The organism is Prosthecobacter algae (assembly GCF_039542385.1).
In the GTDB taxonomy this organism is placed as follows: domain Bacteria; phylum Verrucomicrobiota; class Verrucomicrobiia; order Verrucomicrobiales; family Verrucomicrobiaceae; genus Prosthecobacter; species Prosthecobacter algae.
Window position 1 is genome coordinate 850762 of record NZ_BAABIA010000001.1, and the last position, 26308, is coordinate 877069.

Here is a 26308-nt window from a genome sequence, read left to right on the forward strand (position 1 = left end):
AAATGGATACGGTCAGGAGGTCTGGCGGGACTTCCATTCGTCGAAGTCGGACTTCGGTGTGCGGAAGATGGCAGCACAGCGCGGGCAGGTGATGGTGGCGGAGCCGTCTTCGAAAATGTAGCCCAGGTCCTCTTCATTGAGGCGGCTGAGCATGGGAAACATGCGCTCGGCAGTGCAGCCGCAGTCAAACACATAACTGCGGGTTTCAAGCAATGTCAGGTGCTCTGCTTCATCCAAGGTGAGGATATCGGCATCGGTGAGCCCGGCCAGCCATTCTTCATCGGCATCAGGCTCGGCAGAAATCTGGACGAAGTCTTCGTCCTCCAGACGGAAAATGCGAGTGAGCCGCTGCTCACTCTGGGTATAAAACTGCTCCACGGCAGCGAGCACATCGTTCCCTTGGAACTCGATCATGCTCTGTCGGTTTTGCATGTGGGTGCGGGTGGTCTGCGCAATGAACAGGGATTTGCCCGTGTCCTTGACGTCTTCCGTGAACAGCCGCCCGGTGACGCGGCCAGGGATGGTGGCGCCGGTGACAAAGATGTTCAGCAGCGGGTCATGAAGATTGATGGTCCAGGCGCAGCCTTCGTCATGGGGACGTGAAGCCAGGTGCAGGGCCACGCCCGTTAGGCCGTCCTTGAGCATCTGGTCCAGCTTGTCCGGATGCTTGATGCCGTGCTGCATGAGATGCAGGTAGTAATCCATGTACAGGGGGCCAAAACGGCCGCGTACGAGCAGGCAGTTACGCTTCCGCACAAAGTAGCAGCGGATTTCGATGGCGGACAGGTCTGGGCTGAGCATCTGGCTCATAATCGTCGTATTTGAGGGGGGAGTGAGGGCTTTTCAGCCCCCACTCAGGGGTAGAGATGACGGCAGAAAGCCGCATCCAGGATAATCAGAGAGGCTTGATGAAGAGGTCCTTGTAATAAACGACGCTCTTCGGGTCATGGGCCTGGATGGCCATGGTGCCGGGGCTGAGTTTGCGGCCAGCCATGTTTTTCAGGGCGGTGGCAGGATCCCAGCCTTCAGGCTCGGTCCAGTCGGTGGTGACTTTGCCGTTGATGCTGATGGTGATGTGCTTGCCTTCGACCTTGATACTGTAGTCAAACCATTCGCCATCACCCACAGGGGCGGTGTTGAGGACGTCCTTCACGGCATAGAGACCGCCGGTTTTCTTCGGGTCCTTGTGCTCGGTGCTGTTCACTTGGCACTCATAGCCCTTTTCAGGCCAGCCTTTGTCCTGATATTCGGTGGCAATGTAGAGGCCGGAATTGGAGCCGGACATGTGCTTCACTTTGCCCTTGAATTCGAAGCTTGTGAACTTCGCGTCGCCATTTGGGCCGACGTAAAAGAGGTGGGAGCGGCCATTGCTGACCTTGATGCTGCCATCTTCGACCGAAAAGCTGCCAGGGGTTTCTTCATTGGACTTCCAGCCGGCGAGGTCCTTGCCATTGAACATGGAGACCCAGCCCTCTGCCTGGGCGGCAGCGGAAGTGGCGGCAGGAGCGGCGGCGGACTTGTCGTCAGCGGCCTGGCAAACGGCCAGCCCAAGAAGGACGGCCATGGCAGTGAGGTGGTTGATTTTCATGGAGAACTGTGACTTACACGTTGGCTGGCCTGGAGGCAAGGGGGACGAAGGCCGATCCCACAGGTGGTTCTGCTGTTGTTTTGACGGGTGCCAGGAGGCCACCGGGAAAAATGCATGCGATCGAAACCTTCTCGAATCAGGTTTCCTCAACCTTGTCATGCAGGGGATGAGGGTTAGCTTAGAAACAGATGAAACGGATGATCCGACGCATGTTCAAGCTCGGCATGGCGAGTGCCCTGCTGGGGGGACTGTTGTATGCGGGCACGGATTCTTTTTCGCGAAAGTGGCGGGAGTTCATCGTGGGGCAGATGGCGGAGCGCGGACTGCACCTGGATTTCGAGCGTCTGATGCTGAATCCCTTTGGCGGCCTGATCGCGCGGGAAGTCCGGGTTTTCACCGGGCCGGATCGGCTTCATGTACTCGCCTCAGTGGACCGGCTGAATCTGGACTTCGATTACGGCAAGCTGATGGAGAAAAAGTTTGTGGTGGATGGTCTGGAACTCAGCCATGCCAGCGTCTCCCTGCCGGTGGATGATCCTGGCGGAGGCCAGACGGTGATCGCCCTGGAAGATTTGAGCGCACGTGCCTTTCTGCGTGAAGGCGTTCTCGAGGTGAGGCAGGCCGAGGGCACTCTGTCGGGCATCCATCTCAGCATCACGGGGATGCTGACGCTGCCGGAAAAGAAGGCGGACGAACCTCCAAAACCCAAGATAGACAGCCTCTCTGTGGCCCATCAGATGCAGGTGCTGAATGCCCACCACCGCCGCATCCAGCGCGCGCTGGACTGGTTGCAGCGGTTCAAATTTGACACCGTGCCGCAGCTTCGCCTGGAAGTGAACGGGGCGCTGGACCGGCCGCAGGAACTGGCCGCCCGGCTGTTTTTTGAAACAACTGGCATGCGTTACGATTCCTATCTGTGCCAGGAACTGGTGGCCGAGGCCGAGTACAATGCGGGCCTCATTGATCTCACCCGTCTCTACCTCAAAGATCCTACCGGGCAGGTGAATGCCAGTGCCACTTGGCGGATGGGCACGCCTGAGATGCGGTTTCAACTGACCTCCAGCGCGGATCTGCCTGGGATGGCGCAGGCTTTTTTAAACAGCGATAACCTGCGCGAAATCGTCTTTTACGGCACGCCCCACCTGGCTCTGAATGGAGTGTGGCATGTGGATGGGCCACTGGCTCAGGGAAAAAGGCCTGTGCAGGCCACGGGGCGGCTGGACTGTGGCCGCTTCAGCACACGCGGGGCGGTTTTTGACGGGCTGGAAGCCAACATTGGGGTTGCTCCAGAGGGCGTTTATGTGCGGGATCTAGTGCTGAAACATGAAACCGGCACTCTCACCGCCCAGGCTCTGTCGCATGAGGTGGGCGGCTTTCGTTATCGGGCGGTGCTACAGATGGATCCGAATGCCTTCATGCCCTTTGCGAAGATGAAGCAGACGCGGGAGCTCATCAGCCGCTTTCAGTGTAACCCGAAGTCGAGTATCTACTTTGAGGTCGAAGGGGCCGGGCCAAAGGCGGACCTGCAAGAGTGTGTTAACAAAGGGCGGGGAGATCTGCGCAACCTTCGCTACCGAGGTGTCGATGTTGAGCAACTGGAGGCGGAGGTGGAATTCCAGGGACCGATCATGCATTTCCGCAATGCCAAGATTCGGCGGCCAGAAGGTGTGGGCGAAGTGGCCCACGTGCATGTAAATGATGCGGTGGGCGAGAAGTGGGTGCGGCTGGAAGGCATCCGCGCAGGACTGGACCCGGTGGCTGTGACGAGCTGCTTTGCCCCCAAAGTGGCAGACCAGATTGCCAAGTATCGCCTGCCAAATACAACGGCGGTGGAGATGGACGGAGTGATCTACTACAAGGAGGGATCGAAGAGCGACTTTCAGGTGAAGTTCAGGCACCCCACCGGCACGGGCCGCTACTCCCTGTGGGGAGATGATTTTCTCATCGCTTCTCCTGAAGGGGAGCTGATTTTCAAGGGCCTGGACATGAAATTCGACATTCGCGGACAGCTGTTTGGCGAGGCCCTGTCTGCCAAAGGCAGCGTGGATGTGTCGCCCGGCACGAACGACTTCGATGTGGTGGTCAAGGCGGGCGAGTTCCCCTATGAGATCTTTGGCAAAAAGGTGCCTTTTGAAAAGCTGACGGCCGATGTCTCAAGCACGGGTGGCACCACGGCCTTTGACATTGATTCCTCCCTGATGGGCGGAACGTTTTCCCTGAAGGGTAAAATGGATGAAACCAAACTGCCGCAGCCCTACTCCGGGGAACTGCGGGTGGACGGGGTGAGCTTTCAGCGCTTTGCCCAGGTGTATTCCAAGACGAATGACACAGAGGGTGACATCACGGGGCATTTCCGTTTCGCCGGGCGGCAAAATGACTGGATGGCGCTGAAGGGCGGCGGTGCGGCCATCATCGTCAATGGCAACCTGTATGCCATTCCCATCCTGGGACCGCTGACCCCGATTCTGGGCAGTGTGCTGCCGGGGCAGATCAAGGGCTACAATCTGGCGAAGGAGGCCAACTGCACCTTTGAGATCGCCGATGGGTATGTGGTGACGGAGAATTTCGAAGCTCTGACCAGTGTGTTTAAAATCGCCATGGGCGGAAAGATTGATTTCATCCGCGATGCGGTGGATCTGACGGCGCAGGTGCGCATCCGTGGTCTCCCGGGGCTGGTATTTCTGCCCTTCAGTGAATTGCTGGAGTATCGGGGCACGGGTTCCGTCAGCGACACGAATTGGAAATCCAACCTGCTGAGCGGTAGCAGGAAGGCAACGGACCGTGCGCCACCGAGCGCCGCCAACATGCAGGCGGCGGAAAGGATCGCCGGGGAGGCGCTGCCTCCATCTAAAAAGGAGGAACCCAAAAGGCCTGCTTCCATGTTCAGCCGTCCGGGAGGAAGGTGAGGTTTCACGTTGCGCAGGGCATTGATGCAATCTATCTGCATTTCATGGCGGGCCTGTGCAGCAGTGCGGGCGCGTTTTCTTTATCAAGACCGGAATCATGCATGAGTGATTCTGGCAGCCATTCACAGATGCAGGGAAGACCGTTAGATTCGGTCACAGTTGCGCTGCGGTATCGGGTCACAATTTCACAACGTGGCCGTCAGTGATGACGGTCAGGCAAAGTCAATCGCGGGGCAACCTGCGGTGAAGGCGAGTGAGAAAGGCGTGTGGTTCTGAGAGAAGAAAGGTCCGTATTCGGTCTTTTCCTTCATCAGGCCACCACAAACCCGGAGTCCGAATATCTCGCTGCGAATGCTCACTTCCGCCTTTCCCGCCCGGAGAGGTGAGAAAACTTCATCGCACAATGAAGAGTGAGAGATGTGATCGGCTGGCCTCACGGCCAGGTGCCCGTCTCTCGCATAAACCCGTCAGAGACATACAGCACCTATCTATGCACATCAGCCTTATGAAACGGGCTGCGGTCCTGTGCGCGTCGGCCATGGCCTTCGCGTCCACCGCAGCTTTTGCCCAGGAGTGGACCAGCCTCAAGGTTGGCGAACTCGCCAATTTTTCCTTTAGCCACGCCCATCTGCCGGATGGACGATTCTTGTTTGGCACTGAGGGCAAAGCCTTTGTTCAGGACACCTTCGGGGCGGCTGCGGCCACTCAGGTGGCCAATCCAACAAGCATCCTTCTGGATCCATCTTTCGTGATCAGCCGTTCCGGCACGCAGGCCCTGGTGGGCGGTGGCGGATTTTCCGGCCCATCCGGCGTGTATCTTTTTGATCCTTCCTCCCCCGCCACACCGCTGGTGACGCCAGCCCTGGCAACCCTGCAAAATTACAATGCCGTGTTTTGGAAGCATCCCACCTCTGGCCGTGAAGGCTGGCTCATCGGCGGAGCCAATGCAGGCTTTTCCAGCAACCTCACGTTTGTTTCCACGGATGGCCAGACCGTCCGGGCGTTGACGGCAGCTCTGAGCGCCTTTTCGGGCGGCTTGGCGACCGACGCGGAAGGAAATGTGTTCGTTAGCCTCGCGGACTTTGACGAATCGGTTAACAACAAGGTCATCAAATTCACCTCCGCTCAAGTGGATGCCGCTGTGGCCGCCGTGCTGGTGGATGAAGCTTCGCCTCTGACTGTGGCCGCTTCCACACCGGTTTTCACCGCCGATGCCTCGAGTAGTCTGGCAGCGGATTCTGCTGGTCGTCTGTGGATCACGGGCTACCAGATCAATCACCTCCAGGCCTATGACCCTGCCACCGGAGCGAATCGGCGGTTCACGCCAGACCATCCGGCGCTGGCGAATGCTGGCGGCCCTGCGGCATATGCAGTCAAAGTCTTCTCCAAAGATGCCACGGAGTATGTGAGCTTCCTGGCCAACGACAGCTTTTACACCACCACATCGGACCTGGTGCTGGGCTATCGTCCAGCCTCGGAATTGATTGTTCGTGCGGCCCAGATCACCACGGCTTCCCAGTCCGTCTCTGAAGGGGACGCGAGCACGACGACCGTGACGGTGACGCTGACGCCTGCCGCCTCTGCGGAAGTCACGGTGCCAGTCACCCTGGCCGGAACGGCGACGCTGGCCAGTGACTACACCACCACGGCCCCGGCTTCGCTGGTGTTTGCCGCCGGTGAGACCAGCAAGACCTTCGACATCGCCGTGGTCAACGATTCGCTCAAAGGTGAAGGCAACGAAACGGTGGCCGTGACTCTGGGTGAACCGACCCCGACGGCGTTGGCGGGCCTCGGTGCGCTGAACTCGGAAAAGTTCACACTCACGATTCAGGACAATGATCCGCTGCCGATCATCGGTTTTGCCTCCGCTACCCGTACTGTCAATGAGGCCGATGGCACGGTGAATGTGACGGTGAATGTCTCTCCCACGGTGACTCAGACGGTGACAGTGCCTCTGGTGATTACTGGCACTGCTACAAGCGGTGCGGACTTCACGACCGTTAGCGAACTGGTGATCGAGCCGGGTGATCTCACCAAGACCCTGGCCATCCAGGTGCTGAATGATACGACGACGTTGGAGACTGATGAAACTGTCATCGTCAATTTTGGTGCCTTGACGGCCAATCAAATCGGACTGGGCCTGCCTGCGACCCGCCAGTTTACCCTGACAATCCAGGATGATGAGAACAAGGCACGCATCGCGGCTAACCAGGAGTTTGGTACACTGCGTGTGGGTGCTGCGTTGAATGTGTCCGTTCTGACCTTTGGCGGCACGGCGGTGAAATGGTCCGCTAAGGGCCTACCTCCAGGGTTGAAGATCAATGCCAATGGCACGATCACCGGCACGCCGACAGCTTCAGGTGAATATGACCAAGTGGTCCTAACGGCGACGAATGCTTACGGTGTAAGCACCTCCGTGGTGCTGCTGATGAATGTGGAAGAATTCCCCGCAGGCGCAGTGGGCACCTTCAGCGGCCTGGTGAATCGTTCTGGCAGCGTAACGGAAGGTCTCGGCGGCTTCGTCACGGTCACCACCACGGCCAAGGCCACCTACACTGGCAAAGTGGTGATCGGCAAAAAGACCTATGCCATCAAAGGCAATCTGGATGCCGCAACGGTGAACCCTACCGGTTTTAGCGATCTGAAGGTGGGCAGCGCCACCCAGCCGTTGAGCTTTACTCTCAATGCCACGACCGGGGCTTTCACGGGTACCTTGCCTGAAGGGGCCACCCTGGCAGGCTGGCGCGCACAGCCCGCGACGACCCGTACGGGAATTTATAACTTCCGTGCAGCCCAGGCCGGATCTCCGGCTGCCAACGTGCCCCAGGGGGCCAGTTATGGCTGCCTGAAACTGTCGCCAAAGGCCGTGGCAACGGTCACCGGCGTGCTGGCAGATGGCAGCAAATTCACCTGCAGCAGCCCTCTTTCCATCCAGGGTGATGTGGTCCTTTATCAGTCTCTTTACACCACGGTGGGCAGTCTGGCTGGCCGGGTAAATCTGGCCGATGATTTGGCCCATTCCATCACAGGAACGCTGACCTGGAGCAAGCCTGAGCAGGCGAAAGGACCCGTCTATCAGGACGGGTGGGAATCTCCCATCACTCTGGTTGCCCTGGGCGGAAAATATCGTCCGGCGGGCGGCGCTACGCTGCCTCTGGATGCCCAGGAGTCCGCCTCCAATAATGCGGAACTGGTATTGCAGGACGGCGGCATCGAAGCCGTGGGCGGCAATACCAATCCGAAGACCTTTGGCGTGCGCATCGTCAGCATCGCCAGCGCGACGATGGCAGCACCCCAGAAGTTGAAGATCGTCAACGCGACGGGTGCCTTCAGCGGAAGCATCACGCTGGGCGAAGGGGCTGCCCGCAAGGTCATCCCGGTGCAGGGATTGCTGGTGCCGGATGCCGCTACGGCCAATGCCTTTGACTGCGAAGGTTTCGGCCATTTCCTGCTGCCATCGGCTGCACCGGGCGTCACCCGCTCGGGGGCTGTGATCTTGTCTGCCGTGACTGACTCATGACCTCCGGTCCTCCACGCTCTTCCCTCAAAGCCTTGGCCCTGGCAGTGCTCGCGGTCCTGGCGATGGGAGGGGCGTGGTTGGGCTTTGACAACGGGGGCTCTGCGACGGATCGCGGGGCCCCTTCTTCATCAGGTAGCTCGGGCGGCAAGTCCGCAGCGGGTGATGGTGATCTTGGATTGAAAAGTTTGTTAGACCGCTTTCTACACGGCAAGGATGACCGTGCTCTGGATGACCTGCTGCCCCGTGGCATCACGGAAATTAGCGGCAGCGGCGGGCACGGGCTGAACCGCCAGGTGCGCTCGCACGGGCTGTGGTTTCCTGTGTTCGATCTGTCCCAAATTTCGGGAGAAGGCGCGGCGGAATCTGGTCAGGTGAAGCTGAACCGCGTGCCGCTGATGATTGTGGCCCCTCATCCAGCCCCTGTGCGGGCGAAGGAGTGGCTGTCGCATCGGTTTGCGGTGGTGGGCGGGCTGCCGCCGTATGTATGGAGTGTTCAGACCGAGGAGGACGCTCCCGGATTCTCCTTGGATGCCCTGACGGGCGAGTTTTCGGGCATGGCGGAAAAACCGCTGAATGTGCCCATGAATGTGTATGTGACCGATGCCGAGGGCATGCAGGTTTCCGCTGCGACAATGCTGGTGATCGCCTCTGAAGACCCCCTCTCCATTGTGACGGTGGAACTGCCCCCTGGAGAGCCGGGTCAGGCTTACACGGCAACGCTGAACGCCACCGGAGGTGCGCAACCCTATGCATGGATGCTGACGGCGGCACCGTCTGGGTGGACCTGCCATCAGGATACGGGAGTGATCACCGGGCGATTCGATGAACCGGGGGAGCATGAGCTGCGGGTCACGGTGAGCGACTCTCTCACGCAAGTGGAGCGTGCTTTCAGAGTGGTGGCGGAAGGCGGGCTGGAGATTGTGAATGAGACCCTGCTGCCACCTGCGGCACCGGCCGCACAATACAGCGGCCAGTTCGAGGCAACCGGCGGTACGGCCCCCTATCGCTGGACCCTGACAGGCGGCCAGATCCCCCCAGGTTGGTCGCTGACAGAAGCGGGTGCCCTGGCGGGCTTCGCCCCAGATGCAGAGGCAAGGTTTGAATTCCAGATCCAGGTGGAAGACTCCCTGGGGCTGACGTTTCAAAAAACATTCCAGATTACGGTTAGCAAGGGGCTGCTGGTCATCCCTTCTCGGGACAAGGCGGGCCTGGCCTGGCAATATGAGGCCATGAGTGCCGCCCTGGGCACACCCGTGGCCGGAGTGAGCCTGAAGAGAAACGGGGTGGAGATCTATCGGGGGCAGGGGACCAATGTGGTGGACCGCCAGCTCATCACTGGCATGGGCTATTCCTACGAACTCACGGCACTGACACCGGACGGTCGCTGGCTGCCGTATGCGGCCGCAGTTACGCAGATCCTGCCCATGACACGTCAGCGTGGACAGGCGGGCGTGTCCGGTGACCCCTTTGCAGACAAGGTGCAGCATTTTTCTCCGCTATCTGCGGGTGGCTTTGGCTCTGGCAGCGTGCCGGGCAATGTCACGGGCCCACCCGAAGGGTCCAGCACCTTCACTCCGGCCTATCTGCCTAACCAATTGTTGTCCCTGCATGCCAGCTCCGCCGGAGGGGGCAGCATCGTGTTGGAATTTACAGACAACATTGTCGAGTCGTCCGCCGGTCCTGACTTCACGGTGTTCGAAAATGTGTTCTTCAAGAACAAGGATCCGAACCAGCGTTTCATGGAGCCGGCAACCGTCGAGGTGGCTTTGTTTGAAGGGCAGTGGCAGCGCTTCCCCTTTCGGGTCAATGTAGCGGCGGATGGCACGGCGGATCTTTCCCAGCCTGCCTACTATGCCCAGGGATTTGCCGGCGTGAATGCCTCCACCGGGGAAGATCCCACCAATCCGTCCCGCAGCGGGGGCGACAGCTTTGACGTGAGCGCCCTGGGTCGGCCAGACCTGCAGTGGTTTCGTTTCATGCGGCTTACCTCGACCGGCGATCGCGCCATTCGCGATGCGGCCGGAAGGCTAGTTCGCCACACGGAAGAAAACAATTCCATCAACGGCAGCGGCAGCTCCGGCTTTGACCTGGATGCAGTGAGCGCGGTGAACTACTGACCGTACGACCCTGCGGGGGTAACCTGGAAATGCAGGCACAAAAAAGCCGCGCAGGGCTGACCCCACGCGGCTGATAAGATAGGCATTCGCCTAACTGGAAGTGTTATTTCGCAGCCTTCTTGAGGGCTTCGGCCTTGCTGGCGATTTCCCAGGTGAGGTCAGGATCGCCGATCTTGCCGAAGTGACCGTAGTTGGTGGACTTGGAATAGATTGGGCGGAGGAGGTCGAGCTGCTTGACGATGTCGGCAGGCTTGAAGGAGAAGGTCTTCAGGACGGCATCCAGGATGGCGTCATCGCTGATGGTGCCGGTACCGAAGCTGTCGATATGCACGCTGACTGGCAGCGGGTGGCCGATGGCGTAGGCAAACTGGATTTCGCACTTGGAAGCGAGGCCGGCGGCGACGACGTTTTTCGCGACCCAGCGGCCCATGTAGGCAGCGCTGCGGTCCACTTTGGACGGGTCTTTGCCGGAGAAGGCACCACCACCGTGACGGCCCATGCCGCCGTAGGTGTCCACGATGATCTTACGGCCGGTGAGGCCGCTGTCGCCCTGAGGACCACCGACGACGAACTTGCCGGTTGGGTTGATGAGGTATTCGGTGTCCTTGGTCAGCATGCCCTTTGGAAGGACCTTCTTGATGACCTGCTCGATGCAGAACTTCTCGATCTCAGCGTGCTCCACGCTGGCGGCGTGCTGGGTGGAGATGACGACGTTGACGATGCGGGTTGGGCGGCCGTCCACGTATTCTACGGAGACCTGGCTCTTCGCGTCCGGGCGCAGCCACTTGGCGGCCTTGCCGGCCTTGCGGATCTTGGTCAGCTCACGGCCCAGGCGGTGGGCATACATGATCGGGGCAGGCATCAGCTCTTCGGTTTCGTCGCAGGCATAACCGAACATGATGCCCTGGTCACCAGCGCCCTGTTCAGCGTGCTTCTTGCCTTCAGCGGCCTTTTCGTCCACGCCCTGCGCGATGTCGGGGCTCTGGATGGTGAGGTAGTTGTTGATGAAGATCTGGTCGGCGTGGAAGACGTCGTCGTTGTTGGTGTAACCAATGCCGCGGACAGCGTCACGGATGACTTTGCCGACGTTGATCACTTCGTCGATCGGCTTGGTGGTGCCTTTCTTTTTGTCCTGGAGCTTGGGGATGGTGATTTCACCACCGACGACCACGATGTTGCTCTTGGCGAAGGTTTCGCAGGCGACGCGGCTCTTCGGATCCACGGTAAGGCAGGCGTCGAGGATGGCATCGGAGATGGTGTCGCAGACTTTGTCTGGATGGCCTTCGCCGACGGACTCAGAAGAGAAGATGTAAGAGCGGGACATGGTGCTGTGTTGGTTATATGGACGAATGATGATGCGTTGATGCGTCCTGTGCAGAGTATCGCCGTGTGCGGTGGCGTCAATGTGGAATTAAGGCTGGTCTGCACGGTGGCAGTTCTTCAGAATGATTCGCATGAAAAGGATCCTTTTACCCATTTTGTGGGGCTTCAGTGTGTGTGGATTGGCAGAGACGGTCGCTCTCAAGCCAGAATCCATGGCCTATGTCTTGCAGGCGGACAGTCTAGCGGCCAGCCGTGAGGCCGTGGTGGAACGGCTCGCTTCCTGTGGACGCGACGTCATCGTCCTGGATGCAGCCTACAACACGGCTGCTAAGGGACCCTGGACGGTGGAGGAACTGGCCAAGATTCGCCAGGGCAAAGCAGGCCGACGTGTGCTGGCGTACGTCTCGATTGGCGAGGCGGAAGACTACCGTCCGTATTGGCAGAAAAACTGGGATGCGGACAAAGACGGCAAGCCCGATGCCTCTGCGCCTGCATTTCTCAATACGGAAAATCCAGACTGGAAGGGCAATTATCGAGTGCGGTTCTGGCAGTCCGAGTGGCAGAAGATCATGCTTCCGGCCGTGGATCAGGTCGTCCAGCAGGGCTTTGACGGCATCTACCTGGACATCGTGGATGCGTTTGAGTTTTACGAATACGATGCTGTCTCCAAAGATTGGCAGGACAACCGGGTGAACTCGGAAACAGGTCGCCCTTATCGGCAGGACATGATCGCGTGGGTGGAGACGATCGCCAAACGGGCTCGGGCGAAGAATCCCCGCTTTTGGGTCATTCCTCAAAATGCCGCCGCCTTGCTGCAGGACAAAAAATATCGGCAAATGATCAGCGGTATCGGGGTGGAGGACCTGTTGGTAAAAGGAAAAAGATTGAGCCGTGAAACGGAGATGCGGCATGTCATCGGCTTCCTCGAAAAACTGAAGGCGGAGGGCAAACCCATCCTGCTGATTGATTATCCAAAGTCGGATTCCATTCACGCCGCAGCCTTTGATCAGGCGGCCAAGCTGGGTTTCAGCCTTCTGTTGACGGACCGTGAACTGACCACATTGGGTGAATCGCGCTGACTGTCGGTGAAAGGTGTTCTTTGAATATCCTCAGGAGTGAATGGCTGGAATTTTAGTTCAGATAAATCACGTTTGGATGGCATGATCAGAAGCATTCTCTCATTCCTTTTTTTGTTGGCTCTGACGGCGCAGGCGGCACCGCCGCACGTGGTATTTGTTTTGGTGGATGATTTCGGCTGGGGAGATCCCGCGAGCTACGGGGGCAAGATTGCCACGCCGAATCTGGATCGCCTCGCCCGGGAGGGGATGCAGTTTCGCCAGTTTTATGTCGCTTCACCCATCTGTTCGGCCTCGCGCTGTGGCATCGTCACTGGGCAATATCCGGCGCGCTGGCACCTCACGAGTTACCTACAGACCCGGGAGGGAAACCGCCTCTGTGAGCAGGCGGATTACCTGGATCCTGCGGCTCCCTCGCTGCCTCGGCTTTTTAGAAAAGCTGGTTATGCTACGGCCCACATTGGCAAATGGCACCTGGGGGGCGGGCGCGATGTGACGGATGCGCCCAAATTTGCCGCCTATGGTTATGATATGGGACTGGGTACTTATGAGAGCCCGGAACCTGCCGCCGCCCTCGGTTTGAAAACGATGCCTTGGACGATGGAGCGTGAACCTCAGCAGGTGGCACGTCATGATCGCACCCGCTGGATGGTGGATGAGACGCTGGCATTCCTGAAAGCCAAGTCAGGCAAACCCTGCCTGGTCAATCTCTGGCTGGATGATACGCACACGCCCTTTCGCCCGGTGGATGGCACCGATGAGCGCGATCAGTTGGAGAAATTCCGGGCAGTCCTCATCGAGACTGATCGCCAGATTGGCCGGCTGCTGGAGGGGCTGCGCGAGCTTGGAATTGAGAAGGACACCCTGATTCTTTTGGCCGGAGACAATGGGCCGGAGCCTTCCTTTGATCATGCCCGCACTGGCGGTCTTCGCGGGATGAAATGGAGCCTCTATGAGGGGGGCATCCGCACTCCCTTGATTGCGCGGTGGCCTGGCGTGATCCCTTCTGGCCAAGTGGATGAAACGACGTTGGTGGGCGCGGTGGATTTGTTCCCCACGCTGGCTTCGCTGACCGGCATCCCGCTGCCTGCGGACTATGCCTCCGATGGTGAGGACATGACCACTGCCTTCAAAGGCGTGCCCCGCGAACGTAGCCATCCTCTGTTCTGGGAATACGGACGCAAACCGGCGCTAAAGGGGCAGGGAATACGCACCTTTCCTTATCCGAAAGAAGCCGATGCCAAATCGCCCAATGTCGCGGTGCGGGAGGGCCGGTGGAAACTCCTGGTCAATGCCGATGGCAGCGGGACTGAGCTCTATGATCTTAACTCCGACCCCAATGAAACAATGAACCGCACGGAGAGCGAGCCCGAAGTGGCTGCACGCCTGAAACAGATGGCTCTGAAATGGCGGGCAGATGTGGAGTGATTCATTTCGCGTAATCGCCTAACAAAAAGGGCCTCAACGAAAACCGTTGAGGCCCTTGAAGTTCAACCCCTGGCGGGGAAACAAATCAATACACGTCGCGGCGGTAGCGCTTGGCTTCCTTGAAGGCGGTCATGTAGGCGACAGCTTCTTCAGGGGTCTTGCCACCTTCTTTTTCGATGATGGTGTGCAGGGCCTTGTCCACATCCACCGCCATGCGGGCGGCGTCGCCGCAGACATAGACGATGGCACCCTGCTCAAGCCAAGCAAAGATCTCGGCGCTGTTTTCCAGCATCTTGTGCTGCACGTAGATTTTCTCGGCTTGGTCGCGGCTCCAGGCCGTGGTGAGCTTGGTCAGCGTGCCATCGGCCAGGTACGCGTCGAACTCGTCCTTGTAGAAGAAGCAGGTGGCGCTGTTAACTTCGCCAAAGAACAGCCAGGCTTTGCCTTTCGCGGCGGTGGCTTTGCGCTCCTCCACAAAGGCGCGGAAAGGGGCGATACCAGTACCTGGGCCGACCATGATGATTGGCGTCTCCTCCTCGGGCTCTGGCAGGCGGAAGCCTTTCCCATGGTTCACAAACACAGGAATGGTGGTCTCTGGGGTGATGCGCTCGGCCAGGAAGGTGGAGGCCACACCGCCGCGCTCGCGGCCGTGGCTGCTGTATTTCACCGTGGCGACGGTGAGGTGCACTTCTTCAGGGTGCGCCTTCTGGCTGCTGCTGATCGAGTAAAGACGGATGTTCAGCTTCTTCAGCACGCCCATGAACTCGGCGGGCTCAAACTTGGCGTCCGGGTTTTCGATGAGGAGATCAATGACAAAACGGCCCCACAGGTAGTCTTTGAGGGCCTGCTTTGTCTCAGGAGTCGCCATGTCCGCCAGCAGGGTCTGGCCGTTGGTCTTCTCGATGATGGCCTTGATGAGCTTGTTATCCACCTCGGTGATGAGGCTGCCTTCGATGAGGGCCTGGCGGATCGGCACCTGGGCGGCGGTTTTCGGATGGGTGACGATCTCTTCGCCGGAAAAGCCCAGCACCTTCAGCATGTCATCCACCAGGGCGGGATCATTCTGCGGCTGCACGGCCAGGGAGTCGCCCGGGGTGTATTCCAGGCCGCTGCCTGCCAGATCAATCTCGTAATGGCGGGTGTTTTTCGGTGCGCCTGGGCCAGACAGGTCATAGGCCTTCTTCACCTTGGCGATGAAGGGGTTCTTGACGTTATAGACGGGTTTGCCGGGCGCGGGGGTGCTCATTGATGGTCAGGTTTTGGGATGAAAAAGGGCGCGGAGACTAGACCGCTGAGAATGGTTGTCAATTCGCCCTTAGCAGGGTGTGTGCCGGAGGCGGGGAGATGTTGTCCCTATTTTGTCAAGAAATAGCGGCTGTTTGCGATCTGCAGACGGTCCGGCCATTCGTCAAAAAAATCAGCCGATGGCACCCAGGACGGCCTCGGCGGCACGGCGGCCGCTAATGAGGGCCCCATTGATGGAGGCATCCTCGCACCAGTCGCCGCAGCGATACAGTCCGGGAGCCAGAACGGCTGACAGGGGGCCCTCGCCCAGGCGGAGTTGGCGTCCCTCAGGCAAGGCGTGGCGCACTTGGTAGCTGCGCAGGAGGTTCCAGAGGTAGGCTGATTCGCCAAACCAGGCGGCCATTTGGTCCCTCACCACATCTTCCAGCTCGCCGCTGGAGGGGGAGCCAATGATGCTGGCGGAAATGAGGTGCTGGCCGGCGGGGGCGTAAAGGGGGGCGATCTTGGACAGCACGCAGGCGCTGTTCACAGGGCCGCGGCCATCGCCATCCAGGTAGATGGTAGGCGTTTCTGGCACGGGTTGGTCCGTCGTGAAATAAAGACAGGTGGTGCTGCGGCCTGGTAGCAGTTTTTCTCCGGTGGCCTCAGGAATCAGCCGCGCGGCGACTTCTTCGCTGACGGCGACGATGATGTGATCTGCGTGGATGATCTCTCCACTTGCGAGTGTGATTTCACCCGCGCGTACGGAGGCGACAGGGCAATTCAGCCGCAGGCTGCCGGGGGGGAGGGAGATGGCGAGCTGATCTGGGATAGCCTGCATGCCGTGCGCCGGGATGGTGGCCCCTCCGGTGCTGAACATGGAGTAGAGAAACAGGAACATGCGCGCGGAAGTCCGCAGGTCCTTTTCCAAAAATACGCCTCCGAAAAAGGCACGAAAAAAGCGGTCAATGAATTCCTCGCTAAAACCGAAATCCCGCAGGTAATCCTCCGTCTCGATCTCGGGGATGCGGCGCTCGATCTTACGGGTGGTGAGCACCTCTTTGCGCAGAACAATGGTGTACCATTTGTCCATCCAGGACACGAACGGATCCCGTGCATTTTTCAGCGCATCCTGGGGATGGGTAAAGGGATCCGAAAGACGATGAAAGCTGCCTTTGTAAAAAACATCGGCCCCACGGTAAAAGGGGCGCAGTTTCAGCCCGTCATAGTCGAGGACGCGGCGTGCTTCCGGGTAGGAGGGCAGCAAAACCTGAAAGCCGCGGTCCAGGGTAAACCCATCCACCACGTCTGAGCGCACACGGCCACCCACGGCATCGGCGGCTTCATAAATCGTGAAACGCTGCCCGGCCTGAGTCAACGCACGTGCACAGGCCAGGCCGGAAAGTCCGGCTCCGATGATGGCGATGCTAGGCGTTGACGGGGTCATTGTGAATAAGCTCCAACATGAAGGACGGAATTCTGATTGCAAGCTGCACAGGTGGCGTCTGTGATGTTCCTCCCATGAATGACCGTCCACGACTGCTCATCCTCGGTGCCACCGGTCGCCTGGGGGCGACTCTGGCCGCGCACTATGCCCCGCGTTATGAGATCCTTGCCCCAGGCCGGGAAACACTGGATCTCAGCCGACCGGAAACCGTGGCGCAGGAACTGGAACACATGGACTTTGATCTCGCCATCAATGCTGCGGCCCTCACCAGCCCGGACCTGTGTGAAGGGGATCCTGGGCTGGCGATGCGGGTGAATGCGGAATCCGCCGCCATCGTCGCTAAAGTGTGTGCCAATCGCTGGCTGCGCTTCATCCACCTCAGCACCGATTATGTTTTTGAGGGGAAAGGCTGTGTTTTCCTCACGGAGGAATCCGTGGCTGAGCCCGTGAATGCCTATGGGCGCTCCAAACGGGCTGGTGAAGTTGCCGTGCTGGCGGCAAATGCCGATGCCCTGGTGGCACGGGTTTCCTGGCTGTTTGGCCCGCGTGGTGGCGGCGTTCCAGAAACAGCCCTGCAGCGGGCACGGGAAGGCCATCTGCTGGGATTCATCGAGGACAAATGGAGTGTGCCCACCAGTACGGTGGACATCGCCTGCTGGCTGGAGCGGCTGTTTACAGATCTGTCGTCCGTCACCGGTCTGCTGCACTTGTGCAATACCGGGGTGGCTACCTGGCGTGACTATGCCCAGGTCTCGCTGGATCTGGCGCACCGCCATGGACTGCTGAATCGGCCACACTTCACTCACGGGCTGCGTTTGCGCGACTTCCCCCAGTTCAAGGCCGCCCGCCCGCCCTTCACGGTGATGAACAATGCGCGGCTGAGTTTTATCCTGGGCGAAACACCGCGAAGCTGGCAGTCTGCCCTGGAGGAGCATATCGTATCTATGACCGTTCCTCCGCGCCTATGAACTACCCGCGACGTCACTTTTTGCACTTGCTGTCAGGCCTCGCCGTCGCGCCCCTGGCCGGGGCGGCGGAGACCTCGCTGAACGTGGCCGGCGCTGCCAAATACGTGGCCGCGAGGAAGGGTTATGCACTGCTCATCAAACAGCACGGCAAGGTCATCCACGAAAGTTATGCCAACGGTGCAAAAAAGGGCGAAGCCCGGCGCATCTACAGCGGCACGAAAGGCTTTTGGGGACTGGCGGCCATGGCGGCGGTGGAGGATGGCCATCTGGCGCTGAATGAAAAAGTCTCCGCCACTCTTCCATCCTGGCAGAGAGGTGGAAAAGAGAACATCACCATCGAGCAGTTGCTGGACTTCAACTGCGGGTTGGAACGCTGCCTGAAACTGCATCAGGACGGTTTGTCCAACCGCAATCAAATGGCCCTGGATCGCCCGCTCGTGGGCACCCCCGGGAAAAGTTTCATCTATGGGCCCAGTGCCTTGCAGGTCTTTCATGAAGTGCTGAAACAGAAGCTCAAGGGACGGTTCTTGTCAGAATCACCCACCCGTTACCTGGAGCGCCGTGTCTTGCGTCCACTGGGCCTTGGGTCTCAGCGATACCTCGCCGATGCCAAGGGCAACCCGCTGCTGGCGGCGGGCTTTCTGATGACCCCTTCCCAGTGGGCACGCATGGGCGATCTGCTTTTGGCCCAGGGCAAGCCGGTTCTCAAAGCCTCCTCCATGGGCCCCTTGCTGGAGGGCTCCTCCTCCAATGCCGCCTACAGCTTTGGTTTCTGGAACAATCGTGCTGCCGACAAGATGGGGGCACGGGAAATTGACATCGAAGACATGCTGGAAGTGGACTGGGACCGTCAAAACTGGTCGCGGGTCTGCATCGCCAAAGGGGTGCCCAAGGATCTCATCGCCTGCATTGGCAGCGGCTACCAGCGCATGTATGCCATCCCCTCCATGGCCCTTGTTATCGTCCGCCAAGGACTGAACGCCCGCTATTCAGACGGTGATTTTTTGCGGACGCTGCTGGGGTGAGGGAGGTTGGTGTCAGGCTCGTCCCCAGTGATTTTATTCAACTATTGATAGATGATCATATGTTGATACATTGGTTTCATGCCTTCGATCCTCAAATCGCTCAGCCTCATCGCCGACCCGACTCGCGTGCGCATTCTGCTGTTGCTGAAGCAGGAGGAACTGAGCGTGGCGGAACTGCAGGAGGTGCTGGCACTGCCGCAGTCCAATATTTCTGCCCAGTTGGCCAAGCTGAAGTCGGCGGGACTGGTCACGGACCGGCGCAGTGGCAAGAACCGGCTCTATCAGCTCGATGAACCCAGCAGCAAAGACAAGGCCGCCCACGAGCACTTTATCGCCCTCATGGAGGCAGCCGGCGCGGAACTCAAAGAAGCCAAAAAAGACGATGCTGCTCTGAAGGTGGTGTTGCGGAAACGCATGCGCTCCGCCCAGGCTTACTTCGATACCCTGGCGGGCAAATTTGGCCGCCACTACATCCCTGGCCGTTCCTGGAAAGGGCTGGGAGAGACCCTTTTAAAACTTCTGCCTCCACTGGTCATTGCCGACCTCGGGGCAGGGGAGGGCACGCTGTCCCAGTTGCTGGCGCAGCGGGCGCAGAAAGTCATCGCGGTGGACAACAGCGAAAAGATGGTGGCCTATGGGGCTGACCTCGCCAGCAAACACGGCTTTGCCAATCTGGAATACCGGCTGGGGGACATCGAAGAGCCGCCCATCGAGCCTGGCAGCGTGGATTTGGTCTTTCTCAGCCAAGCTCTCCACCACGCGCTGAATCCGGAGCGCGCCATCCGGGCCGCCTATGCCATTCTGAAGCCGGGTGGGCGCATTGTGATCCTGGACCTGCTCAAGCATCAGTTTGAAAAAGCGCGGGAGCTCTATGCTGATGTCTGGCTGGGCTTTTCTGAGGCTGAACTTCACGAAATGCTGGCCAAGGCAGGCTTTCGCGAAGCGGAGACAAGTGTGGTCCACCGCGAAAGCCAGAGCCCGCATTTCCAGACCGTTCTAGCTATGGCTAACAAAGGATGACGAATGGATGGGAATAAATGGCAGGGCCTTTCTCTCAAAGAGACCAGACACCCTGCCATGAAAGCCATCCTCTCCTCCCTGCTATTGCTCGTCGCTGCCGTTTCGAATGCGGCTACCCCTGAAGATTTCACCGTCAAATCGGCGACTGGAACTGGTTCCTTTTCGCTCAAGGAAGCCAAGGGCAAGTTTGTCGCACTTCACTTTCTGCTGAAGACGGAATGCCCGGTCTGCCTGCGCCACACGCGCGATCACATGGTCAAAGGGGCCTCTTTGCCGAATGTGGTACAGATCTTCCTCAAGCCGGATACAGACAAGGAAATTGAGTCCTGGGTGGGAAAGCTGGACAAGGTGGAACTGGAGAAGACCCCGATCTATCGCGATCCAAATGCCAAGCTGGCCAAGGCTTTCGACATCCCAGACGGTTACGCCTTCCACGGTCAAGTGGTCCACTATCCAGTCACGGTTTTGATCGGGCCTGATGGCCGGGAAGTTTTCCGTTATGTGGGCAAAAACAATGCCGACCGCCTCTCGTTTGAAAAGCTGGCCGAGAAGGTGGCTGAGCTCTCCAAACCTTAGACGCCTCGCAAAGAGCTCTGTATATATCCAGCCCCTATTAGGGGCTGGTGCCACATCTTTGACAAACTCAGATGTTAGGCCGCCAATGTTCCGCGCTGTGCCAGCGTGTGGGTGAAGGGGCTGGAGGCAGCCAGATTGTACTGGCGGATGGCGGTGGCCCAGAAAGGAGCCAGTTCGTGATCACGTGCTGACCACAGGCGGTAGTGGAGATCGGTGACGGTCTCCGTATCGTGGATCATCGCCTTGATCTCCTGAGGGTTCAGGCATTGCGGGCCCTCGTGGATGAGGCGGGAGGCTAGCTGGTCCAGATAGGCACGGGAGACATGGATGTTTTTGCGGCGGCGCAGCAGGCTCACGTGGAGGCCGTTCACATAGGGATCCAGACAGACCTGCAGCAGGCCATGGTGCTTCTCAAGCTCCGGCGGCAGGTGGATGCGGCCTTTGATCTCCAGAAGGTTTTCATTCATCGTGGCCAGCACTGTGGGCGGGTCCGTTTCTTCGGGCGTCGTGAACAGCCCAAAGCGGAAGCCTGAACTACCGCCGGAGACGAGCAAGGCCACGGGGATGGCCAGAAAAAGGGCACCCAAGATGGGGCTGATCCAGATGAAGAAGCTGTGGGAGACAAACCACCCGATCACACCCCACACCACGGAGATGACGGTCACCGGCCAGAAGGTGAAAAACACCTCCGCCCAGTCCACACCGCCATCGATTTTGCGTCGTTGGGTGACCCAGCGCACACCTTTGCCCAGGACCGTGTACACCACGAACTGCGAGTGGAAGATCATCAGCACCGGTGCCATCAGCGTGAAGACCACCGTATCGGCCATGCTGCTAACGAAGGTCATCAGCCGCCGCTTCAGGGGCTTGAACAGGCGGCCTGTGATCACCTCATCCAGCAGGATGGTGACCTTGGGCAGGAAGATGAGCATGATGGTCACTCCTAACAGGATTTGCTCAGCCAGGATCGACTGCGGATTGTTATGCGGCAGGCGTGTCGCAGCCAGGAACGTGGAGAAGATCAAGAAGAAGAACCACAGTAGGCTGCTGGCGTAGCTGAGGATGCCGTGGAGGAAATTCAGCCGGCTCATCGGATGCCAGCCTTTGGCAAACAGCAGCCAGAAATGCTGCATGTTCCCCTGGCACCAGCGGCGGTCGCGCTTCAGCATGTCCACCAGCGTCGGCGGGCCTTCCTCATAGCTGCCGCGGTTGGTGTTCAGCAGGCGCACTGCGTAGCCCGCCTTGCGCATGAGGGCGGCCTCCACAAAGTCATGGCTCAGGATGTGGCCACCGAAGGGTTCCTTGCCGGGGAGGGCAGGGAGCGCACAGTTTTTGATGAAGGGCTCCAGACGAATGATGGCATTGTGCCCCCAGAAGTTGGCCTCACCGCACTGCCAGTAGTCCAGCCCTGCCATGAATGGTGGTCCGTACAGGGCCTGAGAAAACTGCATCACGCGGCCCAGCAAGGTTTCCGCCCCAATCTGTTTCGGGAAAGTCTGCAGGATGCCGATGCCAGGATTCTTCTCCATGATGCGCACCATGCTGGTCAGCAGGCCGCCGGACATCAGGCTGTCCGCATCCAGCACCAGCATGTAGCGGTAGCGCTTGCCCCAGCGGCGGCAGAAGTCACTCACGTTGCCGCTCTTGCGGTTGATCGGCTTGCGGCGCTTGCGGTAGAAGATGCGTCCAAAGGCGTTCAGCTGGCGGCACAGTTCCAGCCAGGCGGTTTCCTCTTCGATCCACTGGCTCGTCTGGTTCGAGTCGCTGAGGATGAAAAAGTCATAGTTCTTCGACTGGCCCGTCTGCTCCAGGGAAAGGTAAATGGCCCGCAGCCCTTCAAACACACGCGTCACATCTTCATTGAAGACGGGCATGATGATGGCGGTGCTGGCGGTGATGTCTTCCTCCATGTCCTCAGGCTTCAGCGTGCGCCAAAGGTCCAGGGGATCCGGCTTGGGCCGGTTCATCAGCCACACCCCGAACAGAGCCGTCCAGAAGCCGACATTGAGCTGGTAATACAGCGGCACAAACACCGCCAGCAGTCCCCATTCGGACCAGCGCATGCCGTGCTCCGAAAGGTAAACATACATCAGCCACACACCCACGATGGTGCCCAGGCCGACGAATGAAAAGAAGGTGGCGCGCCGTGTACGGGCGATGCGTGGCGGCGGCATGCCGGCCGTGAGATTGAGATTGGCCGTGCTGGCCCCGATCATGCTCATCCGAGAAGAAAGTAAAGATAACCCAGCACACCGCCCACGATGCTGACCAGAATGGAATAACGGAGAAGGGGGTGGCGGCCCAGGCGGTCGAAGGTGTCTTCGGCCACTTCGGAAACAATGCCCAGGTCCATGTCACGCGGGGTCATTTTGCTGACCTGCATGCCAGGGCCGGAAGTGCGCACGGCGGCGCGCATCGCCTCGGTCATGTCCTTGGGCAGATTTTCCTTGTCGAGGAAGAAGTTAGGCCAGCGCGCAGGCCCGCCGCTGAGGTGAAAGCCCAGCCTGCCCGCCGCTTCTAGCTGGGAGGCGTTCAGGTTCATGTCGCTGTAGATCGCCGCCAGCCACTCGTGCATCATCACCCGCGCCTGTTCGATGCTGTGCGCCGTGGGCGTGCGTTTGGGATCTTTCTTGTGGGCATCTGCCGCACGCCGCAGAGTCTCAAGAATGAGCTGAGTGCGGCGGATACGGTTGTGCAGTTGGTAGGAACGGAAATAGTCGGCGAGACGGGCATAAGCCTCGTTCCACTCGACTTCCGACCCCGTTGCGGGTGCGAATTGAATATTGACAGCTTCCATGGGCGCTCACTGGCGAGCCGCGCGCAAGATGCGCAGATTTGTCCATGAGGGAAGCGGTTTTCAAAGTCTCTTCATCCGTGTGGAGAGAACTTCACCTCGCGGCAGGCAGGTTTGCCCAGCGGATTTCGGCAACCCCAGTGCCAGCGGTCCGGCCGCGTGACAAATGGCTCCAGCCGAGTCCCTTCCAAAATGCGGAACTGCCCACGCAGCTCCCCGCCTTCCTGCACGTTCACGGATCGCGCGGCGATGCGCCCGTCCAGCGTGCCTCCTGCCTGGATGGTGATCGTCCCCTCGCAGGAAAAGTCTCCTTTGGCATGGCCCCACACTCGCATCGCGCGGCTGATCACCGGATAAAGAAAATCAACTTCTGCACCGGAGGCAATGTCTAGCAAGTCGCAGGCCACATGCTCCGCACACAGGCCGCGTGTGGTGATGATCTGGATCCCGGGCGGGCTTTCATATTCGTCCGGGTCCACCCGCTCCAGCTTTGCCAGGCACACAGGGCAGGTGGGATGAGCATAGGTCCCTGCCGTGGCGATGGTGAAAAAGAGATCGCTGCGTTCAGGTGGCAGCGCTTGCAAAACGGTGCAGAGCACGGCGGCATCCACCGCCTCGATACGATGCTCCTGCGCCGCCAATGTGGCCGAATGACTGAAGCCCGCCGGCGCCACCAGGATGCCTCGAGTGTTTTTGGCCGTGGTCACCTCCTGGGCAAAGCGTGTCACGCTCTCCGGCGTCGCTCCCCATTCATTCCAGGCAGAGATCTTCACCAGCGCCCGCTGGGGGTAGATGGTGGTGGGCTGTTCGATCATGCCAAAGACCAGGGATCCATCCGGCAGCACTCGAGAGCCCGCCAGCTCACACCCCGCATGGGCGGCGATGCCACGCACCACCTCCGCCAGCCGCAGCCAGTCCAGGCTTGCGATCAGCTCCACGCTCCACTCTCCCGGTCTCAGCACATCCGCCTTCTCCGTCATGGAGAGGCCGGCTTGACTCAGCATGGCAAAAGGGTTGGACATGGAGGGCGGTGCCACATGCTACGCGGAGTTCCCTCCCGCAGAAAACGCTTATTTAAAGGAACCTTCCCCTTCACATGAAATCCAGCCCCAGGTCCAGAGCCCGTGCCGAGTGGGTGAGCGCCCCGACAGAAATGGCATTCACTCCGGTGGCCGCGATGTCGCGGATCGTCTCCAGCGTGATTCCCCCGCTGGCTTCCAGCCACAACCGTCCGGCATTCAGAGCCACCGCCTCCCGCAGCCGCTCCGCCCCCATGTTATCCAGCAGCAGCATGTCCACACCGCGTAGGGTCAGAAATCCGGCCACCTGCTCCAGGTTGTCCGCTTCCAGTTGAATCCGTGTGCCTGGGCGTTCCGCACGCACCCGGTCGATCGCGGATTGCAGTTCAGCCAGCGTGCCGTGTGCCGCCAGATGATTATCCTTCACCATCACATGATCATAGAGCCCCATGCGATGGTTGGTTCCGCCTCCCGCTTTTACGGCCGCCTTTTCCAGCAGCCGCCAGCCCGGCGTGGTCTTGCGGGTGTCCCAAATCTGCACCGCATGCGGTTTCACCGCCTCCACATAGCGGCGCGCCTGCGTGGCCACCCCTGAAAGGCGCTGTAGGAAATTCAGCGCCGTGCGCTCCGCCGTGAGGATTCCGCGTGTGGGGCCGCTGATCTCCAGCAGCACATCGCCAGGGAAAAAGGCTGCACCATCTTGCATCAAGGGCGTGACAAGAATGCGCGGGTCAATTTCCTGAAACACCCTCAAGGCCACCTCCATGCCTGCCACCACCCCGGGTTCACGCGCCGCGATCCGTGCCCGGGCCGTGGATTCGGCTGGTACGAAGTAAGTGGCCGTGAGATCTCCGCTGCCCACATCTTCGGCAATGGCGGCGCGGATGAGCTGTTCTGTGCTGGCTTCCATGGAGGTGTCTATATAAGAGGGTTACTTCTTCGGCAGCGCACGGGTGGCTCCCACTGAGATCCCGCCATCCACCAACAGGAGTTGCCCGGTGACGTAGCGGCTTTCTTCCGCCGCGAGGAAAAGCAGCGGCCCTTCCAGATCATCCATGGCACCCGGGCGGCCCAGGGGGATTCGCTCCGTCAGGTATTCCACCCAGCCTGCATCTTCATACATCACCCGGTTCTGCGAAGTCTTGAACCAACCTGGAGCCAGCACATTCACCGTGATCCCGTCTTTGCCCCAGTCATGCGCCAGACTCATGGTCATCTGCTTCACCCCGCCACGGCTCGCCCCATAAGGCGCCAGGCCCGCATAGCCAGCCACACAGGTGACGGAGCCAATGTTAATGATGCGCCCATATCCCGCTGGGATCATGAACTCCTTCGCCACCTGCTGGGCCACGAAAAAGGTGCCACGCAGATTCGTGTCTACAACCAGGTTCCAGTCATCCCAGGTGATCTCGGTCGCAGGCTTGCGCACATTGCACCCGGCGTTGTTCACCAAGATGTCGATCTTCTCCACCTGGGCCTTGGCCGTCGCCACAGCCGCCGTGATGCTGTCCATCGACCGCACATCCAATTCCAGAGGCAGGCATTTGCGGCCCAGATCCGTGATCTGCTTTTCCATCTCTTTAAGAGAGGACAGGGTGCGACTGGAAATGATGAGGTCAGCGCCGGCCTTGGCCAGCGTCAGCGCAAAGCGCTCGCCCAGGCCGCGGGAAGTTCCAGAAACGAAGGCCGTGCGGCCGGTGAGGTCAAAAGTAGCGGGTTGGCTCATATAGATAGAAGGAAGAAAAGGGAAATCGGGGAGAAGGGCAGGGAAGTCAACCGCCTCACACCGTCAACGCAGCCCCTTTAAACAGAGAATCGGCCCCTTTCAGAAGCCCAAACTGACCTTTTTGAAACAAAATGAGCCTCTTCGGACCCGAAAACAGAATCCAAGGACTCGAAATTAGGGGCTCATTCACTTCCAGAGAGGGGGCAAAACCCTCATTTGAGATGCCCAAGCGAAGAAAAACACCCCAAATCGAGAAAAACACACGTCTTCAGGTGTGAAAACGATTTTCGCAGCGCCTTCGGGAGCTGCAAAATCATCCTCTCCTTCGTAGCGGTAATCACACTCAAAGTTAGCCCGCTCGGAATAACAAAAAGGTAGTCGTTAAAAGCCGCCATTTTGGATGCCTGAAAACACTCAAATCGTCAAAAAAACGTTAAAAAAGAGTAAAAAGGAGTTGCGGGGAAGGGGGAACTCGCCATACTGCAAATCCGCCACCGAAACAGGAGCGGCTGACGAAAGCGAAGCGAGTAACGAAGTTGCTCACTGAGTTG

General features: G+C 59.3%; 19 protein-coding genes. 9 read left to right on the forward strand and 10 right to left on the reverse strand.

All coding sequences use genetic code 11. The annotated features are described in order from the left end of the window. Nucleotides 1-12: 12 nt before the first annotated feature. Together ABEB25_RS03430 and ABEB25_RS03435 are read right to left on the reverse strand one after the other, a co-directional pair. On the reverse strand, nt 13-810 hold the full coding sequence (locus ABEB25_RS03430; RefSeq protein ID WP_345734976.1) for an Hsp33 family molecular chaperone HslO: 798 nt from the start codon (nt 808-810) through the stop codon (nt 13-15). An 85-nt stretch (nt 811-895) separates the two neighbouring features. Further along, on the reverse strand, nt 896-1588 hold the full coding sequence (locus ABEB25_RS03435; protein ID WP_345734977.1) for a 3-keto-disaccharide hydrolase: 693 nt from the start codon (nt 1586-1588) through the stop codon (nt 896-898). Between the two features lie 188 nt (nt 1589-1776). Between ABEB25_RS03435 and ABEB25_RS03440 the strand changes: the two genes are divergently transcribed. The 3 genes from ABEB25_RS03440 to ABEB25_RS03450 all read left to right on the forward strand — a co-directional run bounded on the left by ABEB25_RS03440 (nt 1777) and on the right by ABEB25_RS03450 (nt 10131). Beyond that, nucleotides 1777-4494 carry an AsmA-like C-terminal region-containing protein gene (locus tag ABEB25_RS03440; protein ID WP_345734978.1) on the forward strand — a complete coding sequence of 906 codons (2718 nt, stop codon included), beginning with the start codon at nt 1777-1779 and terminating at the stop codon, nt 4492-4494. 538 nt (nt 4495-5032) lie between these two features. Next, the gene (locus ABEB25_RS03445) at nt 5033-8014 is read left to right on the forward strand and encodes a Calx-beta domain-containing protein (RefSeq protein ID WP_345734979.1); all 2982 of its coding nucleotides are present in this window, start codon (nt 5033-5035) and stop codon (nt 8012-8014) included. After that, entirely contained in the window at nt 8011-10131 is a 2121-nt protein-coding gene (locus ABEB25_RS03450) for a COG1470 family protein (RefSeq protein ID WP_345734980.1), read from the forward strand. Before ABEB25_RS03445 ends, ABEB25_RS03450 begins: the two co-directional genes overlap by 4 nt. A 103-nt stretch (nt 10132-10234) precedes the next feature. Here ABEB25_RS03450 and metK read toward each other — a convergent pair whose 3' ends face one another. Then, nucleotides 10235-11455, reverse strand: a complete 1221-nt coding sequence (metK, locus tag ABEB25_RS03455) for a methionine adenosyltransferase (RefSeq protein ID WP_345734981.1) — start codon at nt 11453-11455, stop codon at nt 10235-10237. A gap of 130 nt (nt 11456-11585) precedes the next feature. Here metK and ABEB25_RS03460 point away from each other — a divergent pair, with 130 nt between their 5' ends. Then, entirely contained in the window at nt 11586-12533 is a 948-nt protein-coding gene (locus ABEB25_RS03460; protein ID WP_345734982.1) for an MJ1477/TM1410 family putative glycoside hydrolase, read from the forward strand. A gap of 81 nt (nt 12534-12614) precedes the next feature. Beyond that, on the forward strand, nt 12615-13958 hold the full coding sequence (locus tag ABEB25_RS03465; protein ID WP_345734983.1) for a sulfatase family protein: 1344 nt from the start codon (nt 12615-12617) through the stop codon (nt 13956-13958). An 85-nt stretch (nt 13959-14043) separates the two neighbouring features. Here the strand turns inward: ABEB25_RS03465 and ABEB25_RS03470 are convergent, their stop codons facing one another. After that, entirely contained in the window at nt 14044-15204 is a 1161-nt protein-coding gene (locus tag ABEB25_RS03470) for a diflavin oxidoreductase (protein ID WP_345734984.1), read from the reverse strand. A gap of 171 nt (nt 15205-15375) precedes the next feature. After that, the gene (locus tag ABEB25_RS03475) at nt 15376-16629 is read right to left on the reverse strand and encodes an NAD(P)/FAD-dependent oxidoreductase (protein WP_345734985.1); all 1254 of its coding nucleotides are present in this window, start codon (nt 16627-16629) and stop codon (nt 15376-15378) included. Nucleotides 16630-16703: 74 nt separating this feature from the next. Here ABEB25_RS03475 and ABEB25_RS03480 point away from each other — a divergent pair, with 74 nt between their 5' ends. The 4 genes from ABEB25_RS03480 to ABEB25_RS03495 all read left to right on the forward strand — a co-directional run bounded on the left by ABEB25_RS03480 (nt 16704) and on the right by ABEB25_RS03495 (nt 20218). Further along, the gene (locus ABEB25_RS03480) at nt 16704-17597 is read left to right on the forward strand and encodes an SDR family oxidoreductase (RefSeq protein WP_345734986.1); all 894 of its coding nucleotides are present in this window, start codon (nt 16704-16706) and stop codon (nt 17595-17597) included. Beyond that, the gene (locus ABEB25_RS03485) at nt 17594-18622 is read left to right on the forward strand and encodes a serine hydrolase domain-containing protein (protein WP_345734987.1); all 1029 of its coding nucleotides are present in this window, start codon (nt 17594-17596) and stop codon (nt 18620-18622) included. Before ABEB25_RS03480 ends, ABEB25_RS03485 begins: the two co-directional genes overlap by 4 nt. A gap of 78 nt (nt 18623-18700) precedes the next feature. After that, a complete protein-coding gene (locus ABEB25_RS03490) occupies nt 18701-19642 on the forward strand; it encodes an ArsR/SmtB family transcription factor (protein WP_345734988.1) in 942 nt (313 codons plus the stop codon). 57 nt (nt 19643-19699) lie between these two features. Then, on the forward strand, nt 19700-20218 hold the full coding sequence (locus ABEB25_RS03495) for a peroxiredoxin family protein (RefSeq protein WP_345734989.1): 519 nt from the start codon (nt 19700-19702) through the stop codon (nt 20216-20218). A gap of 74 nt (nt 20219-20292) precedes the next feature. Here the strand turns inward: ABEB25_RS03495 and mdoH are convergent, their stop codons facing one another. The 5 genes from mdoH to ABEB25_RS03520 all read right to left on the reverse strand — a co-directional run bounded on the left by mdoH (nt 20293) and on the right by ABEB25_RS03520 (nt 25757). Beyond that, nucleotides 20293-22434 carry a glucans biosynthesis glucosyltransferase MdoH gene (gene mdoH, locus ABEB25_RS03500; RefSeq protein WP_345734990.1) on the reverse strand — a complete coding sequence of 714 codons (2142 nt, stop codon included), beginning with the start codon at nt 22432-22434 and terminating at the stop codon, nt 20293-20295. Nucleotides 22435-22436: 2 nt separating this feature from the next. After that, a complete protein-coding gene (locus ABEB25_RS03505; RefSeq protein WP_345734991.1) occupies nt 22437-23015 on the reverse strand; it encodes a hypothetical protein in 579 nt (192 codons plus the stop codon). Nucleotides 23016-23086: 71 nt separating this feature from the next. Continuing rightward, complete coding sequence (locus ABEB25_RS03510; protein WP_345734992.1) at nt 23087-24034, reverse strand: polymer-forming cytoskeletal protein; 948 nt, start codon at nt 24032-24034, stop codon at nt 23087-23089. Between the two features lie 70 nt (nt 24035-24104). After that, complete coding sequence (nadC, locus tag ABEB25_RS03515; RefSeq protein WP_345734993.1) at nt 24105-24941, reverse strand: carboxylating nicotinate-nucleotide diphosphorylase; 837 nt, start codon at nt 24939-24941, stop codon at nt 24105-24107. 21 nt (nt 24942-24962) lie between these two features. Then, nucleotides 24963-25757: an SDR family NAD(P)-dependent oxidoreductase gene (locus ABEB25_RS03520; RefSeq protein WP_345734994.1), complete on the reverse strand. Its 795-nt coding sequence runs from the start codon at nt 25755-25757 to the stop codon at nt 24963-24965. Nucleotides 25758-26308: the final 551 nt, after the last annotated feature.

Excerpts from the sequence above, each read along its gene's own strand:
- ABEB25_RS03430 (WP_345734976.1), bottom strand. The coding sequence starts at position 810 with ATGAGCCAGATGCTCAGCCCAGACCTGTCCGCCATCGAAATCCGCTGC.
- ABEB25_RS03435 (WP_345734977.1), bottom strand. The coding sequence starts at position 1,588 with ATGAAAATCAACCACCTCACTGCCATGGCCGTCCTTCTTGGGCTGGCC.
- ABEB25_RS03440 (WP_345734978.1), top strand. The coding sequence starts at position 1,777 with ATGAAACGGATGATCCGACGCATGTTCAAGCTCGGCATGGCGAGTGCC.
- ABEB25_RS03445 (WP_345734979.1), top strand. The coding sequence starts at position 5,033 with ATGGCCTTCGCGTCCACCGCAGCTTTTGCCCAGGAGTGGACCAGCCTC.
- ABEB25_RS03450 (WP_345734980.1), top strand. The coding sequence starts at position 8,011 with ATGACCTCCGGTCCTCCACGCTCTTCCCTCAAAGCCTTGGCCCTGGCA.
- metK (WP_345734981.1), bottom strand. The coding sequence starts at position 11,455 with ATGTCCCGCTCTTACATCTTCTCTTCTGAGTCCGTCGGCGAAGGCCAT.
- ABEB25_RS03460 (WP_345734982.1), top strand. The coding sequence starts at position 11,586 with ATGAAAAGGATCCTTTTACCCATTTTGTGGGGCTTCAGTGTGTGTGGA.
- ABEB25_RS03465 (WP_345734983.1), top strand. The coding sequence starts at position 12,615 with ATGATCAGAAGCATTCTCTCATTCCTTTTTTTGTTGGCTCTGACGGCG.
- ABEB25_RS03470 (WP_345734984.1), bottom strand. The coding sequence starts at position 15,204 with ATGAGCACCCCCGCGCCCGGCAAACCCGTCTATAACGTCAAGAACCCC.
- ABEB25_RS03475 (WP_345734985.1), bottom strand. The coding sequence starts at position 16,629 with ATGACCCCGTCAACGCCTAGCATCGCCATCATCGGAGCCGGACTTTCC.
- ABEB25_RS03480 (WP_345734986.1), top strand. The coding sequence starts at position 16,704 with ATGAATGACCGTCCACGACTGCTCATCCTCGGTGCCACCGGTCGCCTG.
- ABEB25_RS03485 (WP_345734987.1), top strand. The coding sequence starts at position 17,594 with ATGAACTACCCGCGACGTCACTTTTTGCACTTGCTGTCAGGCCTCGCC.
- ABEB25_RS03490 (WP_345734988.1), top strand. The coding sequence starts at position 18,701 with ATGCCTTCGATCCTCAAATCGCTCAGCCTCATCGCCGACCCGACTCGC.
- ABEB25_RS03495 (WP_345734989.1), top strand. The coding sequence starts at position 19,700 with ATGAAAGCCATCCTCTCCTCCCTGCTATTGCTCGTCGCTGCCGTTTCG.
- mdoH (WP_345734990.1), bottom strand. The coding sequence starts at position 22,434 with ATGATCGGGGCCAGCACGGCCAATCTCAATCTCACGGCCGGCATGCCG.
- ABEB25_RS03505 (WP_345734991.1), bottom strand. The coding sequence starts at position 23,015 with ATGGAAGCTGTCAATATTCAATTCGCACCCGCAACGGGGTCGGAAGTC.
- ABEB25_RS03510 (WP_345734992.1), bottom strand. The coding sequence starts at position 24,034 with ATGTCCAACCCTTTTGCCATGCTGAGTCAAGCCGGCCTCTCCATGACG.
- nadC (WP_345734993.1), bottom strand. The coding sequence starts at position 24,941 with ATGGAAGCCAGCACAGAACAGCTCATCCGCGCCGCCATTGCCGAAGAT.
- ABEB25_RS03520 (WP_345734994.1), bottom strand. The coding sequence starts at position 25,757 with ATGAGCCAACCCGCTACTTTTGACCTCACCGGCCGCACGGCCTTCGTT.